Genomic DNA, 19,068 nt, shown 5'->3' with positions numbered 1-19,068 from the left:
CTCACGCGTCGATTCAAGGTCGGGGGCATGCCGGATCGTGTGGGGGACGTACCGGAGTACCGCGCGCGTGGTCATGCGGGCACCTCTGCGTCGCTGTCGTCATCCTCGCTGGCGATCGGCACAGGCAGGCGCAGGCCACGGCTCTCGGCGATCCTCAGCGCGTCAGAGAGGCACTCGGACAGGCGCAGAGCGATGTAGCGCACCTCAGAGTGAGTGGACAGCGGATTGCCCAGCACGGCGGAAGCTTCCTTGACCACGTCGGCGCCCATGGCCATCTGGGCATCCTCGAAGTCATCAGCGAGCCGAGACATGACGCTGTCTGGATCACTGGTGCTGAGCATGCACGGCTTACCGTCCTCAGTCGTCCAAGGGAGCAACCGGGGCCGGTGACCCGTCGATACCTCGCCGCCCGTTCTCTGCATGGCTTAGGTCCCCTCGCCGGTGGTCAGTAGGGGGACCGTATGAGCGCGCGCAGCGTCAATCCACGTGTGCAGAGCGGTAGTTGAGCAGGACTGCGGGCCGAACTACCACGCTCCGCAGTAGGTCAGCCAGCGACCCCGAGGTGTACCGCCATGCTGCGCATGTCTTCCGTCAGCGTGCGCTTGCGAGTCTTCAGAATGTCCGCCATCACGCGCCGTGCCATGGGCTGGTGGGTCAGCCAGACATCGGCCGTCTCGCGCAGGCTGACTAGCTCGTCCATGGCGTCCTGGTGCGAGCCGAGCAGGACGTGAGCGCGGGCAACGTCCAGCCGGTGACGGCCCCAGTTGTTCGTACTCAACCGACCGACGTTCTTCGCTGCCTTGGGGCTCAGGGGTCCCTCATCGGCTCGCCGGAGGACACCACGCGCGTCACCTACAAGCGCGAGATCTTCAACGGCCTTGGCCTCAGCAGTGACGGGACCAAAGGCACTCCAGTGAGTAGGGAAGTCCGTGTGTTCCCGCTCAAGGGCGCCCCCGGCAGTGCCAGCCATCCGGCGAGCATGCTTGGCCACGTCCGGCCGGTTGTTCCGCCGTGCAGCAGCAGCAACGCGCAACCACAGCTCACCCCAGACAGCAAGCTGGGCGGGTGTTGCCTCCGACATGCGTGGCTCAATGTCCGTCGCCGTCTGCGCTGCAAGCTGCTCCGACTCGTCGAACCGGTCCTGCCTCAGCAGCAGCCAGCACAGACCCACAACTCCCGTTGCTGCCAACTGAGTTTGGCCAGTCTCGCGAGCAAGCCTGATCGCCTCAGCCAGCGCGAAGTAAGCCATGTCGTACTGCCGAACCTGAGTCAGATACTTGCCCGCCAGCAGCAGCGCATGAGCCCGCGCAATCATGGCGTGCTGCTGCTCCTCGCCCTCCAGGATCGCAACGGCAGCCTCGGAGGATCGGAGCAGGCCGGGGAGCTTCCGGGCCACGGACGTGTACCGGTCTGCCTGATACAGCGTGTGGCCGTCCTGTACGCCCTGTCGGATGACCGATGGCTCCGCAGCCTCACCGGGCTCAGCAAGGGGCGCAGCAAGGCCGATAGGGGGCATGAGCGCACGGCGTAGCTCGGCGAGGTTCCTGCGGTTCGCCTCATCCTGCTGGCCGAGTACCGGCTCAGGCGCCTCGCTGGCGAACAGTGCGGAAGTCTCGACACCCAGCGCACCAGCCAGCGCAGCAAGGGTGTCCATGCTGACGTGCCCACCCTGCTCGACCTTGCGCACGGTGCTCAGCGAGAGGCCCGATTCTTCGGCCAACCGCTCTTGGCTCCAACCTCGCTGGCGCCGGTACTTGCGGACGTTGTCTGCCAACCCTGCGGACATCGGCACTCACCTCAACACCCAGGGTACGCACTCGCCCTAGCGGAGCAACGCCGATAGGTCAAGCGGGAGTCCAGCGAGCTGAGCCGACACAGCGCCAGAAACACGAAAGGCCCCGATCCTGGGATATCCCAAGATCGGGGCAGGGTGTCACTCGGTCGGCGCAAAGTCGAGAACGGGCGTAAGGCTCTCTGACGGCACGTACGGTTCGCCATCCTCCGATGGGACCCAGCGGGCATAGCGGCGCCTCTCGCGAGCGCGCAGCACGTCCCTGCGCTGATCCCATGGCCATTCCCAGAGAGGGCGCCACAACTCCGCCTCGGACAGCGCGAGCAGAGCCTTTAGCTGTGCGTCCCTCATGCCGCATCACCGGCCATTGCCAGGTACCGACGGCCGGTCCGTTCGGACACTCCGTAATGCTTGGCCAGCATGGCGCCGGTTACGTGTCCGCCCATGTCCGCGATGACCGTGCGTACGTGATCCGGGGTCGGCGGGGTGGCCACCGTGTCCTGCTCGCTGTCCGGCGCTGTCTCGGCAAAGTCGGCCCAGAGGTCATCCGACGGCCACGTGTCCGGCAGGCTCTCAGAGGCTCTCTGCGGGGCTATCTCCGGGCCAGGGTCCGCCGGTACCGGCTGTGCCGTCTCAGGCGCCCTGTGCATTCGCCACACGGTCAGCGGGAACACGGCGTGCAGCGCTGCGGACACCCAGGTATCAACAGCGCCCAATGGCTCAGCGGACAACACACCGGCCACGTTTGCGGACACGGCAACGGCCACGGCCAGCGCCACATCACGGCGTGACCGGACAGCCCAAATCATGAACAGGTCGATGGCCACTGGTACGGCGTATGACGGCCACTCAGGTACTCCGTGTGTCAGTGCAAGGTGTCGCTGAGTCGAGAAGCTGATGAACATGGCGGCCAACAGGGCTGCATAACGCGCGAGGTTGGCTACTGAACAGCGAGTCATGAGGGGATCTCCAGGGAAACGAAAGGTGCCCCGGCTCGCCTGTCGGCGGAATCAGGGCACCTACGAAAGTCGGTATGTGGTCAGTCGGCGGATTGCTCGCGTATTCGTCTGCGTCGCTCACGCTGGTATTCCGTCTTGCACCGTCGGCACCAGCGCTGTAGTCCGTAGACACCGCACCAGGCGAATGCGGACTCTGGCTTTTCCTCGTCGCAGCGCGAGCAGTGGGCTAGGTATTCGTCCTCAGACATGGGTCACTCTCGGTAAAGGGAAAGACGGGGTATTGGGGGCTATCGCGCTGTAGAACAGGGTCTAGTACCGGGCGCACCTCTCAGAGCCCTCCCCCGCGCTGAACGTCCCCAGGGTCGGAAGGGGTCACCCCCCAGGGGGTAGTGACCATGCGTTACGAATGGCCGAACGATTCGCGCGCCGTTTTCCGCGAATGGTGAGCCTTGGTCAATGACTGAAGGTTGGACCAGTCGAATGCACGGGGGCCGAGCAAGCCGAGCCCGTCTATGTGGTCGACCTCTTGGGCTGCGGCTCTCAGCGGCTCGGGAATCGAGCTGCATTCCTCACACTCGCAGTATGGGTTAGCGCGCAGATAGTTGCGCTTGACCCTGTCCCAGCGCTTTCGGAGAGAGGGCGCGTCGTTGTGGCTGTCGGAATACCGTCTGCCGTCGCTGCGTGTCCGTGCGTGTGCTCGGCATTTGCCCGACCATGTCTTGCAGGGGCACTGAGCGACCGGACACGGCCGCATGCCGCCACGCTGACCGGATGGTTTCGGGCCAGGGTCACACAGCGGATGAACGCCGATAGTGGCAGGCTCAGAGCGCTTGCGCGCTGGGGGCTGTTCAGGCTCGATAAGGGCGCCGTCCGGCCAAACACCATTGGCAGGGACCACAAGGCCCGTACGGAGCCACTGAGCGGCGCTCTCGTCGGGTACCTCGAATTCGTCGCCACCCCGGTAAATCGTGTCGCCGTAGGCCAGCGAGTGAAGGGCTCCAACTCGCAGTTTCATAGGGCGGTTTCCCCCTTCAGGGAGGGGGCCAGCCGCATACCGAAACTGGTAGGTGGCTGGCCCCCCATACGTGCTACTCGGCGTCGACTAGCCGAATGTCGTTGTTGGCAGAGTCGTTTAGTGCCTTGGCCTGCGAGCGCCGTAGCTCCATGCGCTGACCATTACCGAACTCCACCCACACCAGTGGATCGGGCGTGAATGGTGCATTGAAGGACTCCAGCAATTCGCGGATTTCCGCGAGAGGCTCAGTGGCGGTCAGAGGGCTATTGTCGGCGCGAAGGGGGTTCATGCCCTCATCGGTCCAACTCGGGCGCCCGTCCGACTGCCAATCGCGCACGAAGCGAACACGGTTAGCGGCTCCGCCCAAAGCGTCACGCGCAGCGAGGTAAGCCCGATACGCCTCCTCGGCCCTCTGCGCCGTCTCTCGCAGCTGCTTAAGTGCGTCAGCCTCCAGGGTGCCGACGACAGCGCGGAAAGCCTTCTGAGCGGCATTCTCGGCCTCACGCAGCTTGGATGTCAGGACGCGATGAACGCCGACCACACGGGGTCGGATATCACGTGCCTTGGCAACCTCGCTGGCGCCCTTCAGGCCATCCTTGCCAGCTCTGGCAGCGTCGACAGCAGAGCGAATGTCCTTGCCTTCAGCGATGGTTCGCCAGTCGTCCGCTAGAACGTCGGCCCATTCGACCTCGAACGCGTCGAGTTCCTCGTAGACGGCATCCCGAGCGGCGATCAGCTCGGCCACGTTTCGCGGTAGCGAGTCAACGGGTGGGAAGTTGGTCACGGTGATATCGGCGATCACTTGTTGGTCTCCTTCTTGCTGATTGCGGTCGCAGCGTCCTGGATGCCTTCCCAGATGGCATCTTGGATTCGTTCCCAGAGTTCATCGGTCAGGACTGCGTACGCTGGTGGTCGGTAATTGGCGCAGACAGAAGCGAAGATGGCTTCCTGCCCAGCGCGATCGAGGGACACGCCCTCTTCGTGGTACGTGCGTACGGTGACGCTGAATGCAAGGCTTTTGGCGCCACGACGGGCACGAACAGCATTGGATTTCATCGGGCAGCCTCCGCGCGCTGAGCGTGGCGCTGATTCAGGGCGGCTGTGTAATCGGCCTGCGCCTGAGTCAGCTTGGCCACGGAATCGACTAGGCGAGTCAGCGTGATAACGGCGTCAAGGTCGATGGATTCGCCGTCAGCCTCAATCGACTCAGCGAGAGCGGTGATGACAGATTCAAGCGCTACGCGAGTCTGGGCAGAACCAGGGCGGCGAGTAGGCATGTCGGCGGGTGTGGGCATGTGTGCTCCAGAAAACAGGGGGTAAATGCCGGCTGAGGGGTCAAGCCTGGTCAGCGGGCATGTGTGCGCTCGGGCGAGCAGTTTGCGGCGGCATAGTGACTGGTGCCTTGCCAGAAACGAGAAATGGCCCTAGGCGGGTTTCTGCACTGTGCGAGGACTCCACTCGTCGCACAGGAGAAACCGGCCTAGGGCCAGGATTGAAGGGCGCAGGGTTACCGGCGATACGGGGTGGAGTCCAGCCGATTCGCTGCGCGATGGAGCCGCAATAGGCCCCTCACTAGTAAGAGAGCGGTTCGAACGCCCGGTAAGAACAAGCCGGGCATAAAGCTATTCGCTCAGGATGACAACCTGGTCGGCGTCGTCGCCCTCAATGCGGAAGCCTCGCGCCTTTAGCTGCGGAAGCATGTCTGAGGGGGACAGCGGGTCAACACCGTAGATCCCGGCCCATGTCACGTAGGTCTCGTAGAACTTCAGGGCGCTGACAGGCTGGCCAGGAGGTAGGAGGGTGAAGCGGAGGTATTCAGCGACAGCGCCAGGAGCGACGCCGGAGATCTCACGGGAACGGCGCGAACGGCACTGGGTCGAGCAGTACTTAGCGATACGGCCGGATTCGTAACCGGGCTTCCGCTTGAACGCCTGCCCGCAAACAGCGCAGGGGAACTTGCGGCGGGTGTTGCGGTCGCGCTGGATCTCCCACTCAGACCTGCGATCCTCGGCAAGTCGGTTATCGCGCTGGTGCTTCGCCGTACGCTCTTCCGGGGTCATCTGGCGTAGTCGGTACTCGCGCATGTAGCAGCGCTGCGAGCAGTACGCGGAACGGCCTTCAGTGGGGCGCTCGCAGCCAGGGGCAGAGCACTCGTACACGGGGGTGTCCTCTCTTATGGGGCGGGGGCTGAAATCCCCCTCACTTGTAAGAGAGCGGTTCGAACGCCTGTTATGGCCTGCCTGTAAGCGAGTGCAGCAACCTACACAGGCCGATATGGCCTTTGACCTGCGGCTTTATGTCTGACGGAGCGTCTCGGTGTAGTTCGTAAGGAATCTTGGGTTTGCTCTTAGGAATCCCTATGTAGTTCTGTATTTCCCTTACAAACTACATAGAAGAAGTATCTAGCTAGTGTTCTTGCAGGTCAGAGCGGGTTTGATTGTGTGTAGTTCGTTGGCCCCCTCCCGCTGAAACTACACAGCGCCCCTCTGGAGCCTGTACGGAGCTATGCCGAGCGATGCCCCCAGGGGCCCCTTAACGGCGCTCAGCGGACTGCACAGACGCAAAAGAGCCCCCAGCTTCCCGCTCGGGAAACCAGGGGCTCAGATTGCTAGACAGCGAACACGGGGGCATTGCCCGCCACTGCGCTGTAGATGTTGCGGGCCGCTTCAGTCAGCCGACCATCCGGGCCGAGTGCCTCGGTGACCGTGACGTCAAGCTCTTCAGCTAGCCGACGGGCAATTTCCTTGACCTGCTCGATGGACATGCGCGGTTCTCTCCTCCCGCAGTAGGACTCTCCACTTTCCTCAGAGCGGCTCGAACGCCTACCGCCGGTAGGGACCGGAACCGAGTACTCCGCCTGTAGCCGTCGGCGAACCGCTCGGTGGCCGTCTGGGGGCATGAGAAAGCCCCGTCGGAGGAATCCCACCCGACGGGGCTAGAAGGTGCTCAGGGGGCCGCTCAGGGCTGCTGCGCGGGCTTATCTACTGTGACCACACATTCGGCGCGAGGGACGGGTACCCACGTAACTCGGGTGACCTCCCAAAGCGTTGCGTCCTCCCTCATCAGGAAGTCGCCGCGCTGCGGGTAGGCCAAGAGCCACTCAGTGGTGTCTCTGTCCGGCCATGCCACGGTGACCTGAACCTTGGGCGGGTTGTCGCTCATGCTGCTGCTCCTAGTGCTTCCGGCTGACCCATGAGTGTCTGCTGTAGTGCTTCAAGGCGCCCTATGCGCTGGCGGGTGTAGGTCGAGCCGTCCCCGGCTGCCTGCGCGGCGTACAGCGCATCGAGCCTGCGCGTGATCTGGCGCCACTCCAACTCGCGCTCAAACACTGCGTCCTCGGCGTCCTGCTGAGCCTGCCACTGCGCTATCCGGTGTTCGCGCGTCATACTGGTCTCTCCCTTTCGCAGGGACACCGGTTCGGTCTGCGTCCGCCAAGATCACTGGCCGAACCGGTGCCATTGAATTAGGCGGCTTTTGTGTTCTCTTCACGCGTCCGCTGATGCTCGGGGCAATAGGTCTCCCTGGGCGGAGCGTGCATCTTGCAATCCGTCACCGCGCACGGCGCAGGCACCTTGTCGGGGTCCCACCCGAAGCGCTCGGCAAGTTCTTCTCGGCTCAGTTCTTCTTCCAGCGCGAGAGCCGCTAGCGCTGCCTCGGCCGGATCGGCACCCCGCCACCACGCAGGCCCGGTGAAGTCGACCGCTACCCGTCCGGCGTCGAACCGCTTAGGTGCACCAGCGCGAGCAGGAGATACGACCACACACGCCCCTAGGTCGCCCAGCAGGTTCCGGCGTCCCTCTGTGTCCCGCTCGGCCCATGCGTCCGCCACGGTGCCCCCAGCGTCCACCCAGCGGCCTACGGCGTGCTCCGCCTCCTTGCGCAACTCCGCCTCGCGCTCTTCCAGTGCCCCAATCTGCGCCATGACCCGCTGAGCCGTTCGGCCACCCGCTGGCAGGTTGGCGAGGTTCCCGGCAAGGTTGTCCAGCTGAGTGGACACCTCAGCGAGCTGAAGCACTGCACTGCCGTCTGCCTCCTGCCAGCGCATGAGCGCGAACGAACCGAACCGCTTCAGGAAGTCGTCGGTCACAAGCTGGTCCAGGTACCGAGCAGTGATCACGTTGGGCCGGTGCGTCCCGTGCTTGCCCACACCGTTCCGGCACACGTAGGTGGAGTAGTCGACCCCGTCCACTGCCCTGCGCTGTCGGTACATCGGTCCCTTGCACTCGGAGCAGCAGGCCACGTGCAGGAGCAACGCCTTACCGTTGCGCGGGGTGCCACGGCCCTTGGACTTTCCGTCGACGAGTGCCCGGACAGTCGCCCAGGTTTCTGCGTCGAGAATGGCCGGACCAGCGCTCAGCGGGTTGCCCTGAGCGTCGAGGACGGGCTGATTCGTCAGCGCGCTACGACGGGTGCCCGGGGTGGCCTGTACGAGCCATCCACGGACGGCAGGGGTGTAGAGAACATCCCGGAGTGTGGTCGAGTGCCAGCGCTGACCCCGCAGCTTCCGGCCGTCTCGCTGGCGTGCGTGCTCGGCGGGAGGCAACACGCCCCGTTCGTTCAGCTCACGGGCAAGCCCCGTCAGGGTCGCACCATGGTTCACCAGTCGGTCAGCGCACTCGCGAATGATCGCTGCTGCCGTCTCGTCGATGACCCAGCGCTTGTCATTGATCGGGCCAGCCACGGCGTACCCGTACGGGGCGATCCCGCCCAGGTGGTTCCCGCGCTGGCGAAAGTGTTCCTTGCTGGCCGTGATCCGGGCCTTGATCATGTCGCGCTCGTACTCGGCGAACGCTGCCAGCACGTTGGCGATCAGCGATGAGTTCTCCGGCGACACGACGCCGTCAGCGGTGACGACCACTGCCTTGGTTGCCTTGGCAGCGTCGAGCAGCCGCTGAAACTCCAGGACGCTGCGCGCGTACCGGTCGAGCTTGGCGGCCAGCACGTAGTCAGCGCGCGGAAGCCAGGCCAGTACCTCGCGCATGCCGGGGCGATCTTCGAGCTTGCTTGCTCCGCTGACGTTGGTGTCGGCGGCGATGTGAACGACCTTCCACCCGCGCTGAGCGGCGTACGCCTTGCAGGCGGCGATGCGGTGATCTGGCGCCTCCTCGGCGTACAAGCGGGACAGGCGGTCATAGATCACGACGGTTTTAGGTCTCATACGGACTTCCGAGCGAGTCGAACGCCATGGATGGTTTGGCGGTTCACTCGGGCGGCTGCGGGACCGTGCACGCCAACGCCGCCGCGGACGTACCGGCCCGGCTGGAGGCGCTCGGTACGGCCGCGGGGCTCGACCGGGCGGCCCTGCACAGCCAGTTGGCGGCCGCGCTGTCGGTGGTCCTGCATCTCGTACGGGACAGGGCCGGCCGGCGGCGGATCGCCGAGGTGCATGTGCTGGAACGGGACGCTTCGGGGCTGGTGCGGACGGTGCCGGCGCTGCGATGGGGTGCGGAGGCGTTCGCCTACGAGCGGGGATGGGAGCGGCTGCGGGGGCTGCTCGGCGCCGGCGGCCCGGAAAGGGACGGGCAGGGATGACGACGGGGATGAGTGAGCTGTCGACGGGTGCGGCCGTGGCCTGTCTGGGGGCGGCGGCGTGGCTGACAGCAGGGCGTCATAGCGGAGCACGACGGGCGCGGTTGCTGATCGCGGGCGGCGAGACGGTGGGGACCGGGCCGCCCGAGTGGCGCCAGGTGACGGCCGGGCTGCGGCGGATCCGTGGGAAGGTGCGGGCCGAGTGGTGGTCGCTGGCGGCCGGGCTGGTGCTGGCGGTGCTGGGTGCCTCGGTGCTGCCGGTCGTCGCGGGGGCGGCCGGGGTGCCGGTGCTGCGGCGCGTACGGCTGGCGGGGGCGGCGCGGCGGGCGCGGGAGCGTCGGTCGGACGCGGTGATCGCGCTGTGCGGGGCGCTCGCCGGAGAGGTGCGGGCGGGGCGGCAACCCGGCGAGGCGCTGCTGTGTGCCGCGCGGGACTCCGGCGGGCTGGGGGACGCGCAGGCGGCGGTGCTGGCGGCCGCACGGTTCGGCGGAGACGTCCCGGGCGCGCTCGCGACCGCGGCACGGCAACCGGGCGCCGACGGGCTGCTGGGCCTCGCGGCGTGCTGGCGGGTGGCCGTGGACCAGGGCGCGGGACTCGCGGCCGGACTCGACCGGCTGGAAGGGGCGTTGCGCGCCGCGCGGGACCAACGTGCCGACCTGCGCGCCCAGTTGGCGGGCGCCCGTTCCACGGCGGTCATGCTCGCCGGCCTGCCGGTCCTCGGCCTTCTCCTCGGCACCGCCCTCGGGGCCGACCCGCTGCACGTGCTGCTGCACACCGGCGCGGGGCTGGGCTGTCTGCTGGCCGGCGGTGTGCTGGAGGGCCTGGGGATGTGGTGGGCGATGCGCATCGTGCGGGGAGCGGAGGCGGCGGCGTGAACGGGGACGTTGTCCACAGGCTGGGGGCGGCCGTGGGGACGGTGCTGGTACTCGGATGGTCGGCGCGGTGGCTGGGGGCGGTCCGGAGCGAGCGCAGGCTGCGGCGGCGACTGGCCGGGCTCCCGGCCTTGGAACCGACGCGTGCCGCTCCGCGCATCGAGGTGCGGAGCGCCGCCCGGAGATGGCTGCCCCTGCTGGGGACCGTGTGCGCCGGATGGGTCCTGGTCGGCGGCGTCGCCGGGGTGGTGGCGGGGCTGGTGGTCGCGGGCGGGCTCTGGCGCCTGCACCTGCGGCAGGAGGCTGCCGCCGGTACGGCCGGGGAGAGGGCCGACGCGGCGGAGGCCGTCCGTCAACTGCCGCTCGCTGCCGATCTGCTGGCGGCCTGCATCGCGGCGGGCGCCGGGCCCGTGATCGCCGCCCAGGCGGTGGGCGAGGCTCTGGGCGGGCCTGTCGGGGAAGCGCTGGCGCGGGGCGCCGCGGAGGTGCGGCTCGGCGGCGAGCCGGGCGAGGCCTGGCGGCGGCTGGCCGCGACACCTGGTGCCGGAGGGCTGGCGCGGCTGCTGGAACGGGCCGATGTGTCCGGGCTGCCCGCGGCCGGACCGGCCGCCCGGCTCGCCGCCGAGGCCCGTGCCGACCGGGCACGCGCCGCGACGGCACGGGCGCGGCGGGCGGCCGTCATGGTCACCGCGCCGGTGGGGCTGTGCTTCCTGCCCGCGTTCATCGCGGTGGGCGTGCTGCCGGTGGTGATCGGGCTGGCGAGGGGCGTGTTGGGAGGCGGTGGGGGATGACGTAGTCCACGACGAACGACGAACGACGAACGCAAGTAGCTCAGAACTGATCCTCAAGGCAGGACTGATCCTTACGGGGGTTGCGATGTACAAGGCGGTACGGGCGCGGCTGCGTGCCCTGGTGTGCGGAGTGCGAGCGGTGCGGAGGGACGCGGGGATGGTCACCTCCGAGTACGCGATGGGAATCGTCGCGACGGTGGCGTTCGCCACGGTGCTCTACAAGGTGGTGACGAGCGGGCCGGTCGGTGCCGCGCTGGAGAACGTCGTGAAGCAGGCGCTCGATGCGCCGATGTGAACGGGACGCGGACCGGGGGTTCGTGACCGCCGAGACGGCCGTGGTGCTTCCGGTGCTGGTGATGTTCACGATGGCGCTGGTGTGGGGACTGCTGGTCGTGGCGGCGCAGATCCAGTGCGTGGACGCGGCGCGGACCGGCGCCCGAGCCGCGGCCCGGCAGGACCCGGCCGACGCGGTCGTCCAGGTGGCCCGGGCGGCGGCACCGCGCGGCGCGGAGGTCCGCGTCAGCCGGGAGGCGGAGCAGGTCCGCGTGGTGGTCGTGGCGAGGCCGTCGGCACTGCGTGGCCTGCCCTTCGAGGTGCGGGAGGAGGCCGTGGCGTCGGTGGAGGAGACGGTGGGCGCGGTGGAGGAGACGGTGGAGGCGGGGACGTGACGGGCGGAGCGATGAGCAACGGCCCCTCGTCCCACGGACCGACCGTCGGCCGCCGCTCCGACGAAGGGTCCGCCACCGTCTGGACCGTCGGTGCGATCGCCGTTCTCTGCGTGGTCTTCGGGGTCGTCCTGGCCCTGGGGCAGGCTGTCGTGGCACGGCACCGTGCGGCCGGTGGCGCCGACCTGGCGGCGCTCGCGGCGGCGGACCACTGGGCGGAGGGCACCACGGCGGCCTGCGCTCGCGCGGACCGGCTGGCCCGGGCCCAGGGCACGCGGCTCGTGCGGTGCGTGGTCGCCGGGGAGATCTCGGATGTGACGGCGGCGTCGGGACACGGCCCCTTCGCGGCGGAGGTCAGGGCGAGGGCGGGCCCTGCGGGTCCGGTTCCGCCGGCGAGGCTTCCGGAGCCGGTTCTTCCGGTGGCTCCTGAAGAGGTCCCGTCGCCGGATCCGCCACCGCCTTCTCCTCCGGTGCCCCCCGCAGCAGCACCGTGAGCAGCCGCACCGCCCCCCTCTTGTGCAGCGGGTCGTTGCCGTTGCCGCACTTGGGGGACTGGATGCAGGAGGGGCAGCCGGCGTCGCACTCGCAGGAGGCGATGGCCTGGCGGGTGGCGGTGAGCCAGGCGCGGGCGGTGTGGAAGGCGCGCTCCGCGAAGCCCGCGCCGCCGGGGTGGCCGTCGTACACGAAGACCGTCGGCAGCAGCGTGTCGGGATGCAGCGGGATCGACACGCCGCCGATGTCCCAGCGGTCGCAGGTCGCGAAGAGGGGCAGCATGCCGATCGACGCGTGCTCGGCGGCGTGCAGGGCGCCACCGAGGATCTCCGGGTTGATCCGGGCGGCGTCCAGCTGGTCCTCGGTGACCGTCCACCAGACGGCCCGCGTCCGCAGCGTACGAGGAGGGAGGTCGAGCTTGGTCTCGCCCAGCACCTCACCGGTGATGAGCCGACGGCGCAGGAAGGAGACCACCTGGTTGGTGACCTCGACGGAGCCGTAGCACAGGCGTCCGTCGCCCCAGGGGACCTCGATGTCCGTCTCCAGGATGGAGATCGACGTCGTGTCACGGGCGATCGTCGAGTACGAAGGGCTCGCCTCCTCGACCAGGGCGACCGAGTCCTCAAGGTCGAGCGAGCGCACCAGATAGGTACGGCCCTGGTGCAGATGGACCGCGCCCTCGTGCACGGTCGTGTGGGCGGCGCCGGCGTCGACCGTGCCCAGCAGCCGTCCGGTGCCCGCCTCGACGACCTGGACCGGCCGTCCGCCCTCCCCGCGGATGTCGGTGAGGTCGGCGGCCCGTTCCCGGCGCGTCCAGTGCCAGGCCTTCGTACGGCGGCGCAGCAGCTTCGCGGCCTCCAGCTGGGGGAGCAGTTCCTCGCAGGCGGGACCGAACAGGCCGAGGTCCTCCTCCGTCAGGGGCAGCTCCGCGGCCGCGGCGCACAGGTGAGGCGCCAGGACGTACGGGTTGTCGGGGTCGAGGACCGTGGTCTCCACGGGCTGGTCGAACAGGGCCTCGGGGTGGTGGACGAGGAAGGTGTCCAGGGGATCGTCGCGGGCGACGAGGACGGCCAGCGCCCCCTGTCCGGACCGCCCGGCCCGGCCGGCCTGCTGCCACAGCGACGCCCGGGTCCCCGGATAGCCGGCGATCAGCACGGCGTCCAGGCCGGAGACGTCGACGCCGAGTTCGAGGGCGTTGGTCGCGGCAAGACCGAGGAGTTCGCCCGAGTACAGGGCGCGTTCCAGGGCGCGGCGCTCCTCGGGGAGGTAGCCGCCGCGATAGGCGGCGACACGCCGGGCGAGCGAGCGGTCGACCTCGGCGAGGCGTTCCTGGGCGATGACGGAGATCAGCTCGGCGCCGCGCCGGGAGCGTACGAAGGCGACCGAGCGCACACCCTGCACGATGAGGTCGGTCAGCAGGTCGGCCGCCTCGGCGGTGGCCGTGCGGCGGACGGGCGCGCCCTTCTCACCCTGCATCTCGGTGAGCGGGGGCTCCCAGAGGGCGAACACCAGTTCACCGCGGGGGGAGGCGTCCTCGGCGACCTCGAGAACCGGCAGGCCGGTGAGACGGCGGGCGGCCACGGCGGGCTCCGCGGCGGTCGCGGAGGCCAGCAGGAACACCGGCGAGGCGCCGTAGCGGGCGCACAGGCGCCGCAGTCGGCGCAGCACCTGGGCGACGTGGGAGCCGAAGACGCCGCGGTAGGTGTGGCACTCGTCGACGACGACGTACTTCAGCGTCTTCAGGAAGGAGGACCAGCGGGGATGTGCCGGCAATATGCCGCGGTGCAGCATGTCCGGGTTGGTGAGCACGTAGTTGGCGTACTGGCGGATCCACTCGCGTTCCTCGAACGGGGTGTCCCCGTCGTACACCGCGGGGCGAACGGCAGTGCCCAGCCCTTGTGAAAGTTCCTTCACGGACCGGCACTGGTCCGCCGCAAGAGCTTTCGTCGGGGACAGGTACAGCGCGGTGGCGCCGCGGCCGTTCGGGGCCTCGGAGCCGTCCAGGAGCGTCGACAGCACCGGAACCAGGTACGCCAGGGACTTGCCGGAGGCCGTTCCGGTGGCGACGACCACCGAATGTCCGTCCAGGGCGTGCTCGGCCGCGCGGGCCTGGTGGGCCCAGGGATGCTCGATGCCCGCGGCCTGCACCGCCGCGATGACCTCCGGGCGAATCCGGTCCGGCCAGACGGCATGGCGGCCCTCACGTGGGGGCAAGTGCTCCGTATGAGTGATGCGCGTAGCCCGGCTCGGCCCCGCGGCGAGCCGGTCCAGGACCGTGCCCGGCCTCAGCTGGGAAACGGGGTCCGTCGAGGTCCGATCGGATCGGTGATTCTTGGCCATCGGCTCCGAGTGTGTCACTGGCGTGACGGACAATGGGCGCAAGGCGTCGTGCACGCCTGCCGGTAAGTGATTGAATGCCATCGCGGCTGGCGAAGCGTCCTGGGGGCTTCAAGCCGAGGTGTCCCGAGGGACGAACGCTCGATAGCAAGGTGCTGGAGGATCCGTGGACCTGTCCCTGTCGACCGAGACCATGGGCGATCGCACGATCGTCAGGGTCGGTGGCGAAATCGACGTATATACCGCGCCCAAGCTGCGCGAGCAGCTGGTCGAGCTGGTGAACGACGGCAGTTTCCACCTTGTCGTCGACATGGAGGGCGTGGACTTCCTCGACTCCACCGGGCTCGGCGTGCTGGTCGGTGGCCTGAAGCGCGTGCGGGCCCATGAGGGCTCACTGCGCCTGGTCTGCAACCAGGAGCGCATTCTCAAGATCTTCCGCATCACCGGTCTCACCAAGGTGTTCCCGATCCACACCTCGGTCGAGGAAGCGGTGGCGGCCACCGACTGACCGCCATTCCCGGGCCCTGGTCCGGGACGGAAGATGTGAACACAACAGGGGGTCCGGGCTCCCGGCGGCCCGGCCCCTCGACAGCACGCCCGTAGCTCCGAGGGGGATGCATGGCCACCGTCGAACTCCGCTTCAGCGCGCTGCCCGAGCACGTGAGGACCGCCCGGCTGGTGGCGGCCGCGGTGGCACGCAGGGCAGGAGTGGACGAGGCCGTCCTCGACGAGGTCCGGCTCGCTGTCGGCGAGGCCTGCACACGGGCCGTGGGACTGCATCAGAACAGCGGTGTCACGGCGCCGGTGAAGGTGTCGCTGATCGAGGAGGAGAAACAGTTCTCCATCGAGGTCGGCGACGAGGCGCCGCACGCCGTCCCCGGGAGCGGGGACCCAGGAGCGGCGGCCGACGACGTGGAGGCCGAGGAGGACGAGATGGGCCTGGCGGTCATCAGCGGGCTCGTCGACGACGTGGAGGTCTCGACCGGGGAGCACGGCGGTCTGATCCGTATGACCTGGCCGACCGCGACTCCGTCGGTGCCCGTGGCCTGACCCCGGCGACCTCACCGGACGACTTCCGTGACAAAGGGCCCTACCTCGTAGGGCCCTTTGTCATGTGCGGAAGTCCAGACCCGCGCATACAGTGGTTCCGTGCGGTGCTTTTCGTGAATTAATTCACGATCAGGCGTCGATCAAGAAAGCGCTGCCGCGGATCAAGCGTGAATGCTTTCGGGGCATTACCGCTTTGCGTTTCGGCCGCTCCCCGGCGATCATTTGCTGAGAAGCATGTGAAGGCTAATTCCATTTACCGCGCCCTGTTTTGATCAGGTTCCGGTACCTACAATCCGTCCACATCTTGAGCTCAGCCCAAGCGTCAAGGAGGACGAATGGCGGGGCTTTCTACCCCTCATCAGTTGGGCCACCCCTCGACCTTCGCAGCCGCAGTGCTGACCGACGACAACCGCGTCATGATCGCGGTCATCGCGGCCGTCGCACTGGCGGCGCTCGTGGTCGCAGGCGTCCTGGTGCGCCAGGTGCTCGCGGCGGGCGAGGGGACCGACAGCATGAAGAAGATCGCGGCAGCCGTCCAGGAAGGCGCGAACGCCTATCTCGCCCGGCAGCTGCGCACGCTCGGCGTATTCGCCGTGATCGTTTTCTTCCTGCTCATGCTGCTGCCCGCGGACGACTGGAACCAGCGCGCCGGACGATCGGTGTTCTTCTTGATCGGCGCGGCGTTCTCGGCGGCCACCGGCTATATCGGCATGTGGCTCGCCGTGCGCAGCAATGTGCGCGTCGCCGCGGCGGCGCGGGAAGCGACACCGGCGCAGGGTGAACCGGAAAAGGATCTCACCACCGTCTCGCACAAAGCGATGAAGATCGCATTTCGCACGGGCGGCGTCGTCGGCATGTTCACGGTGGGGCTCGGCCTGCTGGGCGCCTCCTGTGTGGTGCTGGTGTACGCGGCCGACGCGCCGAAGGTGCTGGAGGGCTTCGGCCTCGGCGCGGCGCTGATCGCGATGTTCATGAGGGTCGGCGGCGGCATCTTCACCAAGGCCGCCGACGTCGGCGCCGACCTGGTCGGCAAGGTCGAACAGGGCATTCCGGAGGACGACCCGCGCAATGCCGCGACCATCGCCGACAACGTGGGCGACAACGTCGGCGACTGCGCGGGCATGGCGGCCGACCTCTTCGAGTCGTACGCCGTGACGCTCGTCGCCGCGCTGATCCTCGGCACCGCGGCCTTCGGCGACGCGGGGCTGGCGTTCCCGCTGCTCGTGCCCGCGATCGGCGTGGTCACGGCCATGATCGGCATCTTCGCGGTCGCCCCGCGCAGAGCGGATCGCAGTGGCATGTCCGCGATCAACCGGGGCTTCTTCATCTCCGCGGTGATCTCGCTCGTGCTGGTCGCGATCGCGGTCTTCGCCTACCTGCCGTCGTCGTACGCCGACCTCGACGGCGTGACCGACGAGGCGATCCTGGGCAAGGGCGGTGACCCACGGATCCTCGCCCTCGTCGCGGTGGCCATCGGTATCGTGCTCGCCGCCCTGATCCAGCAGCTGACCGGCTACTTCACCGAGACCACCCGCCGCCCCGTCAGGGACATCGGCAAGACCTCGCTCACCGGCCCGGCCACCGTCGTCCTCGCCGGTATCTCGGTCGGGCTCGAATCGGCCGTCTACACCGCCCTGCTGATCGGCCTCGGTGTGTACGGGGCGTTCCTGCTCGGTGGTACGTCGATCATGCTGGCGCTGTTCGCGGTGGCCCTGGCCGGCACCGGCCTGCTCACCACGGTCGGCGTGATCGTCGCGATGGACACGTTCGGGCCGGTCTCCGACAACGCGCAGGGCATCGCCGAGATGTCCGGCGACGTCGAGGGCGCGGGCGCGCAGGTGCTCACCAACCTGGACGCGGTCGGCAACACCACCAAGGCCATCACCAAGGGCATCGCCATCGCCACCGCGGTCCTCGCGGCGGCGGCGCTGTTCGGGTCGTACCGCGACGCGATCACCACCGGCGCGCGGGACGTGGGCGAGCAGCTCAGCGGTCAGGGCGCCCCGTTGAGCCTGATGATGGACATCTCGCAGCCCAACAACCTCGTCGGCCTCGTCGCGGGCGCGGCGGTCGTCTTCCTCTTCTCGGGGCTGGCGATCAACGCGGTGTCCCGTTCGGCGGGTTCCGTGGTGTTCGAGGTGCGGCGGCAGTTCCGTGAGAAGCCCGGGATCATGGACTACAGCGAGAAGCCGGAGTACGGCAAGGTCGTCGACATCTGCACCAAGGACGCCCTGCGCGAACTCGCCACCCCCGGTCTCCTCGCCGTGATGGCGCCCATCTTCATAGGCTTCACCCTCGGCGTCGGCGCGCTCGGCGCGTACCTGGCGGGCGCGATCGGCGCGGGCACGCTGATGGCGGTGTTTCTCGCCAACTCCGGTGGCGCCTGGGACAACGCGAAGAAGCTGGTGGAGGACGGCCACCACGGCGGCAAGGGCAGCGAGGCCCATGCGGCGACGGTCATCGGCGACACGGTGGGCGACCCCTTCAAGGACACCGCCGGTCCCGCGATCAACCCGCTGCTGAAGGTCATGAACCTGGTGTCGCTGCTGATCGCACCCGCGGTGATCAAGTTCTCCTACGGCGCGGACAAGAGCATCGGCGTACGGATCCTGGTCGCGGTCCTGGCGTTCCTCGTGATCGTCGGAGCGGTGTACGTCTCGAAGCGGCGTGGAATCGCCGTGGGTGACGAAGACAACGCCGAGCGGGAGTCCAAGTCGGCCGATCCCGCGGTGGTTTCGTAGCTCCCTCGGAGCTCGTCTGACAAGCCCCAGCTCAAGGCACGGGCGGGCGGCGCGTGTTGACGCGTCGGCCGCCCGTTCTGTGCCTGTTCGCGCCCTCGCCGTGAGCCTTCTCTCGCTTGGTGCAAACAGTGATGAATAGGGTACTAGTGGACGTTCGGCATGCGGCTGTCGCCCGTCTGGCGTGTATGTTCCGGGGCCGAGAGCCATGGAAGGGACCAAACCGGTGAACAAGAAGCTCGCGGCCGCACTGTCCGGCGGTGCGGTACTGGTACTGGCGCTGTCGGGATGCAGCAGCGACGACAGCAGCGACAAGCTGAACTCCTGGGCCAAGGATGTCTGCGACGCCGTTCAGCCGCAGGCCAAGAAGATCGAGGCCGCCAACGCCTCGATCCAGAAGGAGACCTCGGACAACAGCACGCCGGAAGAGGTCCAGAAGACCGACGCGCAGGCCTTCCAGGACATGTCCGACGCCTACAAGGCGATCGGCACCGCCGTCCAGAAGGCCGGGGCGCCGGACGTCGAGAACGGCCAGAAGAAGCAGCAGGACGCGGTGAAGGAACTCAACACCATCTCCTCCGCGTACGCCTCCCTGAAGAAGCAGGTCGACGAGCTCGACACCAAGAACCAGGGCAAGTTCGCGGACGGCCTCAAGGACATCGCCACCGAGCTGGACAAGCTCAGCAAGACCGGCAACGACGCCCTGAAGACCCTGGAGGAGGGCGAGGTCGGCCAGGCGATGGCCAAGCAGTCCAGCTGCAAGAGGGCGACCGGCTCGGCGCCGGCGACGGCGAGCTGACGTCCGCCTCGCCGGGCCCTCGGGGCGGG

General features: G+C 68.1%; 18 protein-coding genes and 2 pseudogenes. 10 read left to right on the top strand and 10 right to left on the bottom strand.

Annotated elements, in window-relative coordinates:
- Window positions 1-71 precede the first annotated feature (71 nt).
- The 9 genes from NW895_RS24135 to NW895_RS24095 all read right to left on the bottom strand — a co-directional run bounded on the left by NW895_RS24135 (window position 72) and on the right by NW895_RS24095 (window position 8,924).
- Window positions 72-341: a hypothetical protein gene (locus NW895_RS24135; RefSeq protein WP_289937971.1), complete on the bottom strand. Its 270-nt coding sequence runs from the start codon at window positions 339-341 to the stop codon at window positions 72-74.
- A 203-nt stretch (window positions 342-544) separates the two neighbouring features.
- Window positions 545-1,786, bottom strand: a complete 1,242-nt coding sequence (locus NW895_RS24130; RefSeq protein ID WP_289937970.1) for a helix-turn-helix transcriptional regulator — start codon at window positions 1,784-1,786, stop codon at window positions 545-547.
- 353 nt (window positions 1,787-2,139) lie between these two features.
- Window positions 2,140-2,619, bottom strand: coding sequence for a transfer protein spdA (locus NW895_RS24125; protein ID WP_289937969.1), 480 nt, complete (start codon window positions 2,617-2,619; stop codon window positions 2,140-2,142).
- Between the two features lie 1,220 nt (window positions 2,620-3,839).
- Entirely contained in the window at window positions 3,840-4,568 is a 729-nt protein-coding gene (locus tag NW895_RS24120; RefSeq protein ID WP_289937968.1) for a hypothetical protein, read from the bottom strand.
- Complete coding sequence (locus NW895_RS24115; RefSeq protein ID WP_289937967.1) at window positions 4,565-4,822, bottom strand: hypothetical protein; 258 nt, start codon at window positions 4,820-4,822, stop codon at window positions 4,565-4,567. The genes NW895_RS24120 and NW895_RS24115 overlap by 4 nt, the downstream gene beginning before the upstream one ends.
- A 566-nt stretch (window positions 4,823-5,388) precedes the next feature.
- Window positions 5,389-5,850, bottom strand: coding sequence for a hypothetical protein (locus tag NW895_RS24110; RefSeq protein WP_289937965.1), 462 nt, complete (start codon window positions 5,848-5,850; stop codon window positions 5,389-5,391).
- 524 nt (window positions 5,851-6,374) lie between these two features.
- Window positions 6,375-6,530 carry a hypothetical protein gene (locus NW895_RS24105; RefSeq protein ID WP_289937963.1) on the bottom strand — a complete coding sequence of 52 codons (156 nt, stop codon included), beginning with the start codon at window positions 6,528-6,530 and terminating at the stop codon, window positions 6,375-6,377.
- A 394-nt stretch (window positions 6,531-6,924) separates the two neighbouring features.
- On the bottom strand, window positions 6,925-7,152 hold the full coding sequence (locus NW895_RS24100) for a hypothetical protein (RefSeq protein WP_289937962.1): 228 nt from the start codon (window positions 7,150-7,152) through the stop codon (window positions 6,925-6,927).
- Window positions 7,153-7,229: 77 nt separating this feature from the next.
- Window positions 7,230-8,924, bottom strand: a complete 1,695-nt coding sequence (locus tag NW895_RS24095) for a recombinase family protein (RefSeq protein ID WP_289937961.1) — start codon at window positions 8,922-8,924, stop codon at window positions 7,230-7,232.
- 50 nt (window positions 8,925-8,974) lie between these two features.
- On the opposite strand from NW895_RS24095, the pseudogene NW895_RS24090 reads away from it, so the two are divergent.
- The 6 genes and pseudogenes from NW895_RS24090 to NW895_RS24065 form a co-directional block, all read left to right on the top strand.
- A pseudogene (locus NW895_RS24090) lies at window positions 8,975-9,298 on the top strand (ATPase, T2SS/T4P/T4SS family); the annotation flags it as partial.
- An 8-nt stretch (window positions 9,299-9,306) separates the two neighbouring features.
- Window positions 9,307-10,170 carry a type II secretion system F family protein gene (locus tag NW895_RS24085; protein ID WP_289937960.1) on the top strand — a complete coding sequence of 288 codons (864 nt, stop codon included), beginning with the start codon at window positions 9,307-9,309 and terminating at the stop codon, window positions 10,168-10,170.
- Window positions 10,167-10,958, top strand: a complete 792-nt coding sequence (locus tag NW895_RS24080; RefSeq protein WP_289937959.1) for a type II secretion system F family protein — start codon at window positions 10,167-10,169, stop codon at window positions 10,956-10,958. The genes NW895_RS24085 and NW895_RS24080 overlap by 4 nt, the downstream gene beginning before the upstream one ends.
- A gap of 85 nt (window positions 10,959-11,043) precedes the next feature.
- Window positions 11,044-11,253, top strand: coding sequence for a DUF4244 domain-containing protein (locus NW895_RS24075; protein WP_289937958.1), 210 nt, complete (start codon window positions 11,044-11,046; stop codon window positions 11,251-11,253).
- Window positions 11,240-11,626, top strand: a complete 387-nt coding sequence (locus tag NW895_RS24070) for a TadE family type IV pilus minor pilin (RefSeq protein WP_289937957.1) — start codon at window positions 11,240-11,242, stop codon at window positions 11,624-11,626. Before NW895_RS24075 ends, NW895_RS24070 begins: the two co-directional genes overlap by 14 nt.
- A gap of 11 nt (window positions 11,627-11,637) precedes the next feature.
- Window positions 11,638-12,006: pseudogene (locus NW895_RS24065) on the top strand (Rv3654c family TadE-like protein); the annotation flags it as partial.
- On the opposite strand, the gene NW895_RS24060 reads toward NW895_RS24065, so the two are convergent.
- On the bottom strand, window positions 11,978-14,536 hold the full coding sequence (locus NW895_RS24060) for a DEAD/DEAH box helicase (protein ID WP_289937956.1): 2,559 nt from the start codon (window positions 14,534-14,536) through the stop codon (window positions 11,978-11,980). The pseudogene NW895_RS24065 and the gene NW895_RS24060 overlap by 29 nt on opposite strands.
- A gap of 82 nt (window positions 14,537-14,618) precedes the next feature.
- Here NW895_RS24060 and bldG point away from each other — a divergent pair, with 82 nt between their 5' ends.
- The 4 genes from bldG (at window position 14,619) to NW895_RS24040 (ending at window position 19,039) form a co-directional block, all read left to right on the top strand.
- A complete protein-coding gene (gene bldG / locus NW895_RS24055; RefSeq protein WP_003991900.1) occupies window positions 14,619-14,960 on the top strand; it encodes an anti-sigma factor antagonist BldG in 342 nt (113 codons plus the stop codon).
- A gap of 110 nt (window positions 14,961-15,070) precedes the next feature.
- Window positions 15,071-15,502 carry an ATP-binding protein gene (locus tag NW895_RS24050; RefSeq protein ID WP_289937954.1) on the top strand — a complete coding sequence of 144 codons (432 nt, stop codon included), beginning with the start codon at window positions 15,071-15,073 and terminating at the stop codon, window positions 15,500-15,502.
- 335 nt (window positions 15,503-15,837) lie between these two features.
- Window positions 15,838-18,243: a sodium-translocating pyrophosphatase gene (locus NW895_RS24045; RefSeq protein ID WP_289937953.1), complete on the top strand. Its 2,406-nt coding sequence runs from the start codon at window positions 15,838-15,840 to the stop codon at window positions 18,241-18,243.
- A 205-nt stretch (window positions 18,244-18,448) separates the two neighbouring features.
- Window positions 18,449-19,039, top strand: coding sequence for a small secreted protein (locus NW895_RS24040; RefSeq protein ID WP_289937952.1), 591 nt, complete (start codon window positions 18,449-18,451; stop codon window positions 19,037-19,039).
- Window positions 19,040-19,068: the final 29 nt, after the last annotated feature.

This window comes from Streptomyces sp. S.PNR 29 (assembly GCF_030386795.1).
In the GTDB taxonomy this organism is placed as follows: domain Bacteria; phylum Actinomycetota; class Actinomycetes; order Streptomycetales; family Streptomycetaceae; genus Streptomyces.
This window is presented reverse-complemented; position numbering and strand designations above follow the sequence as displayed.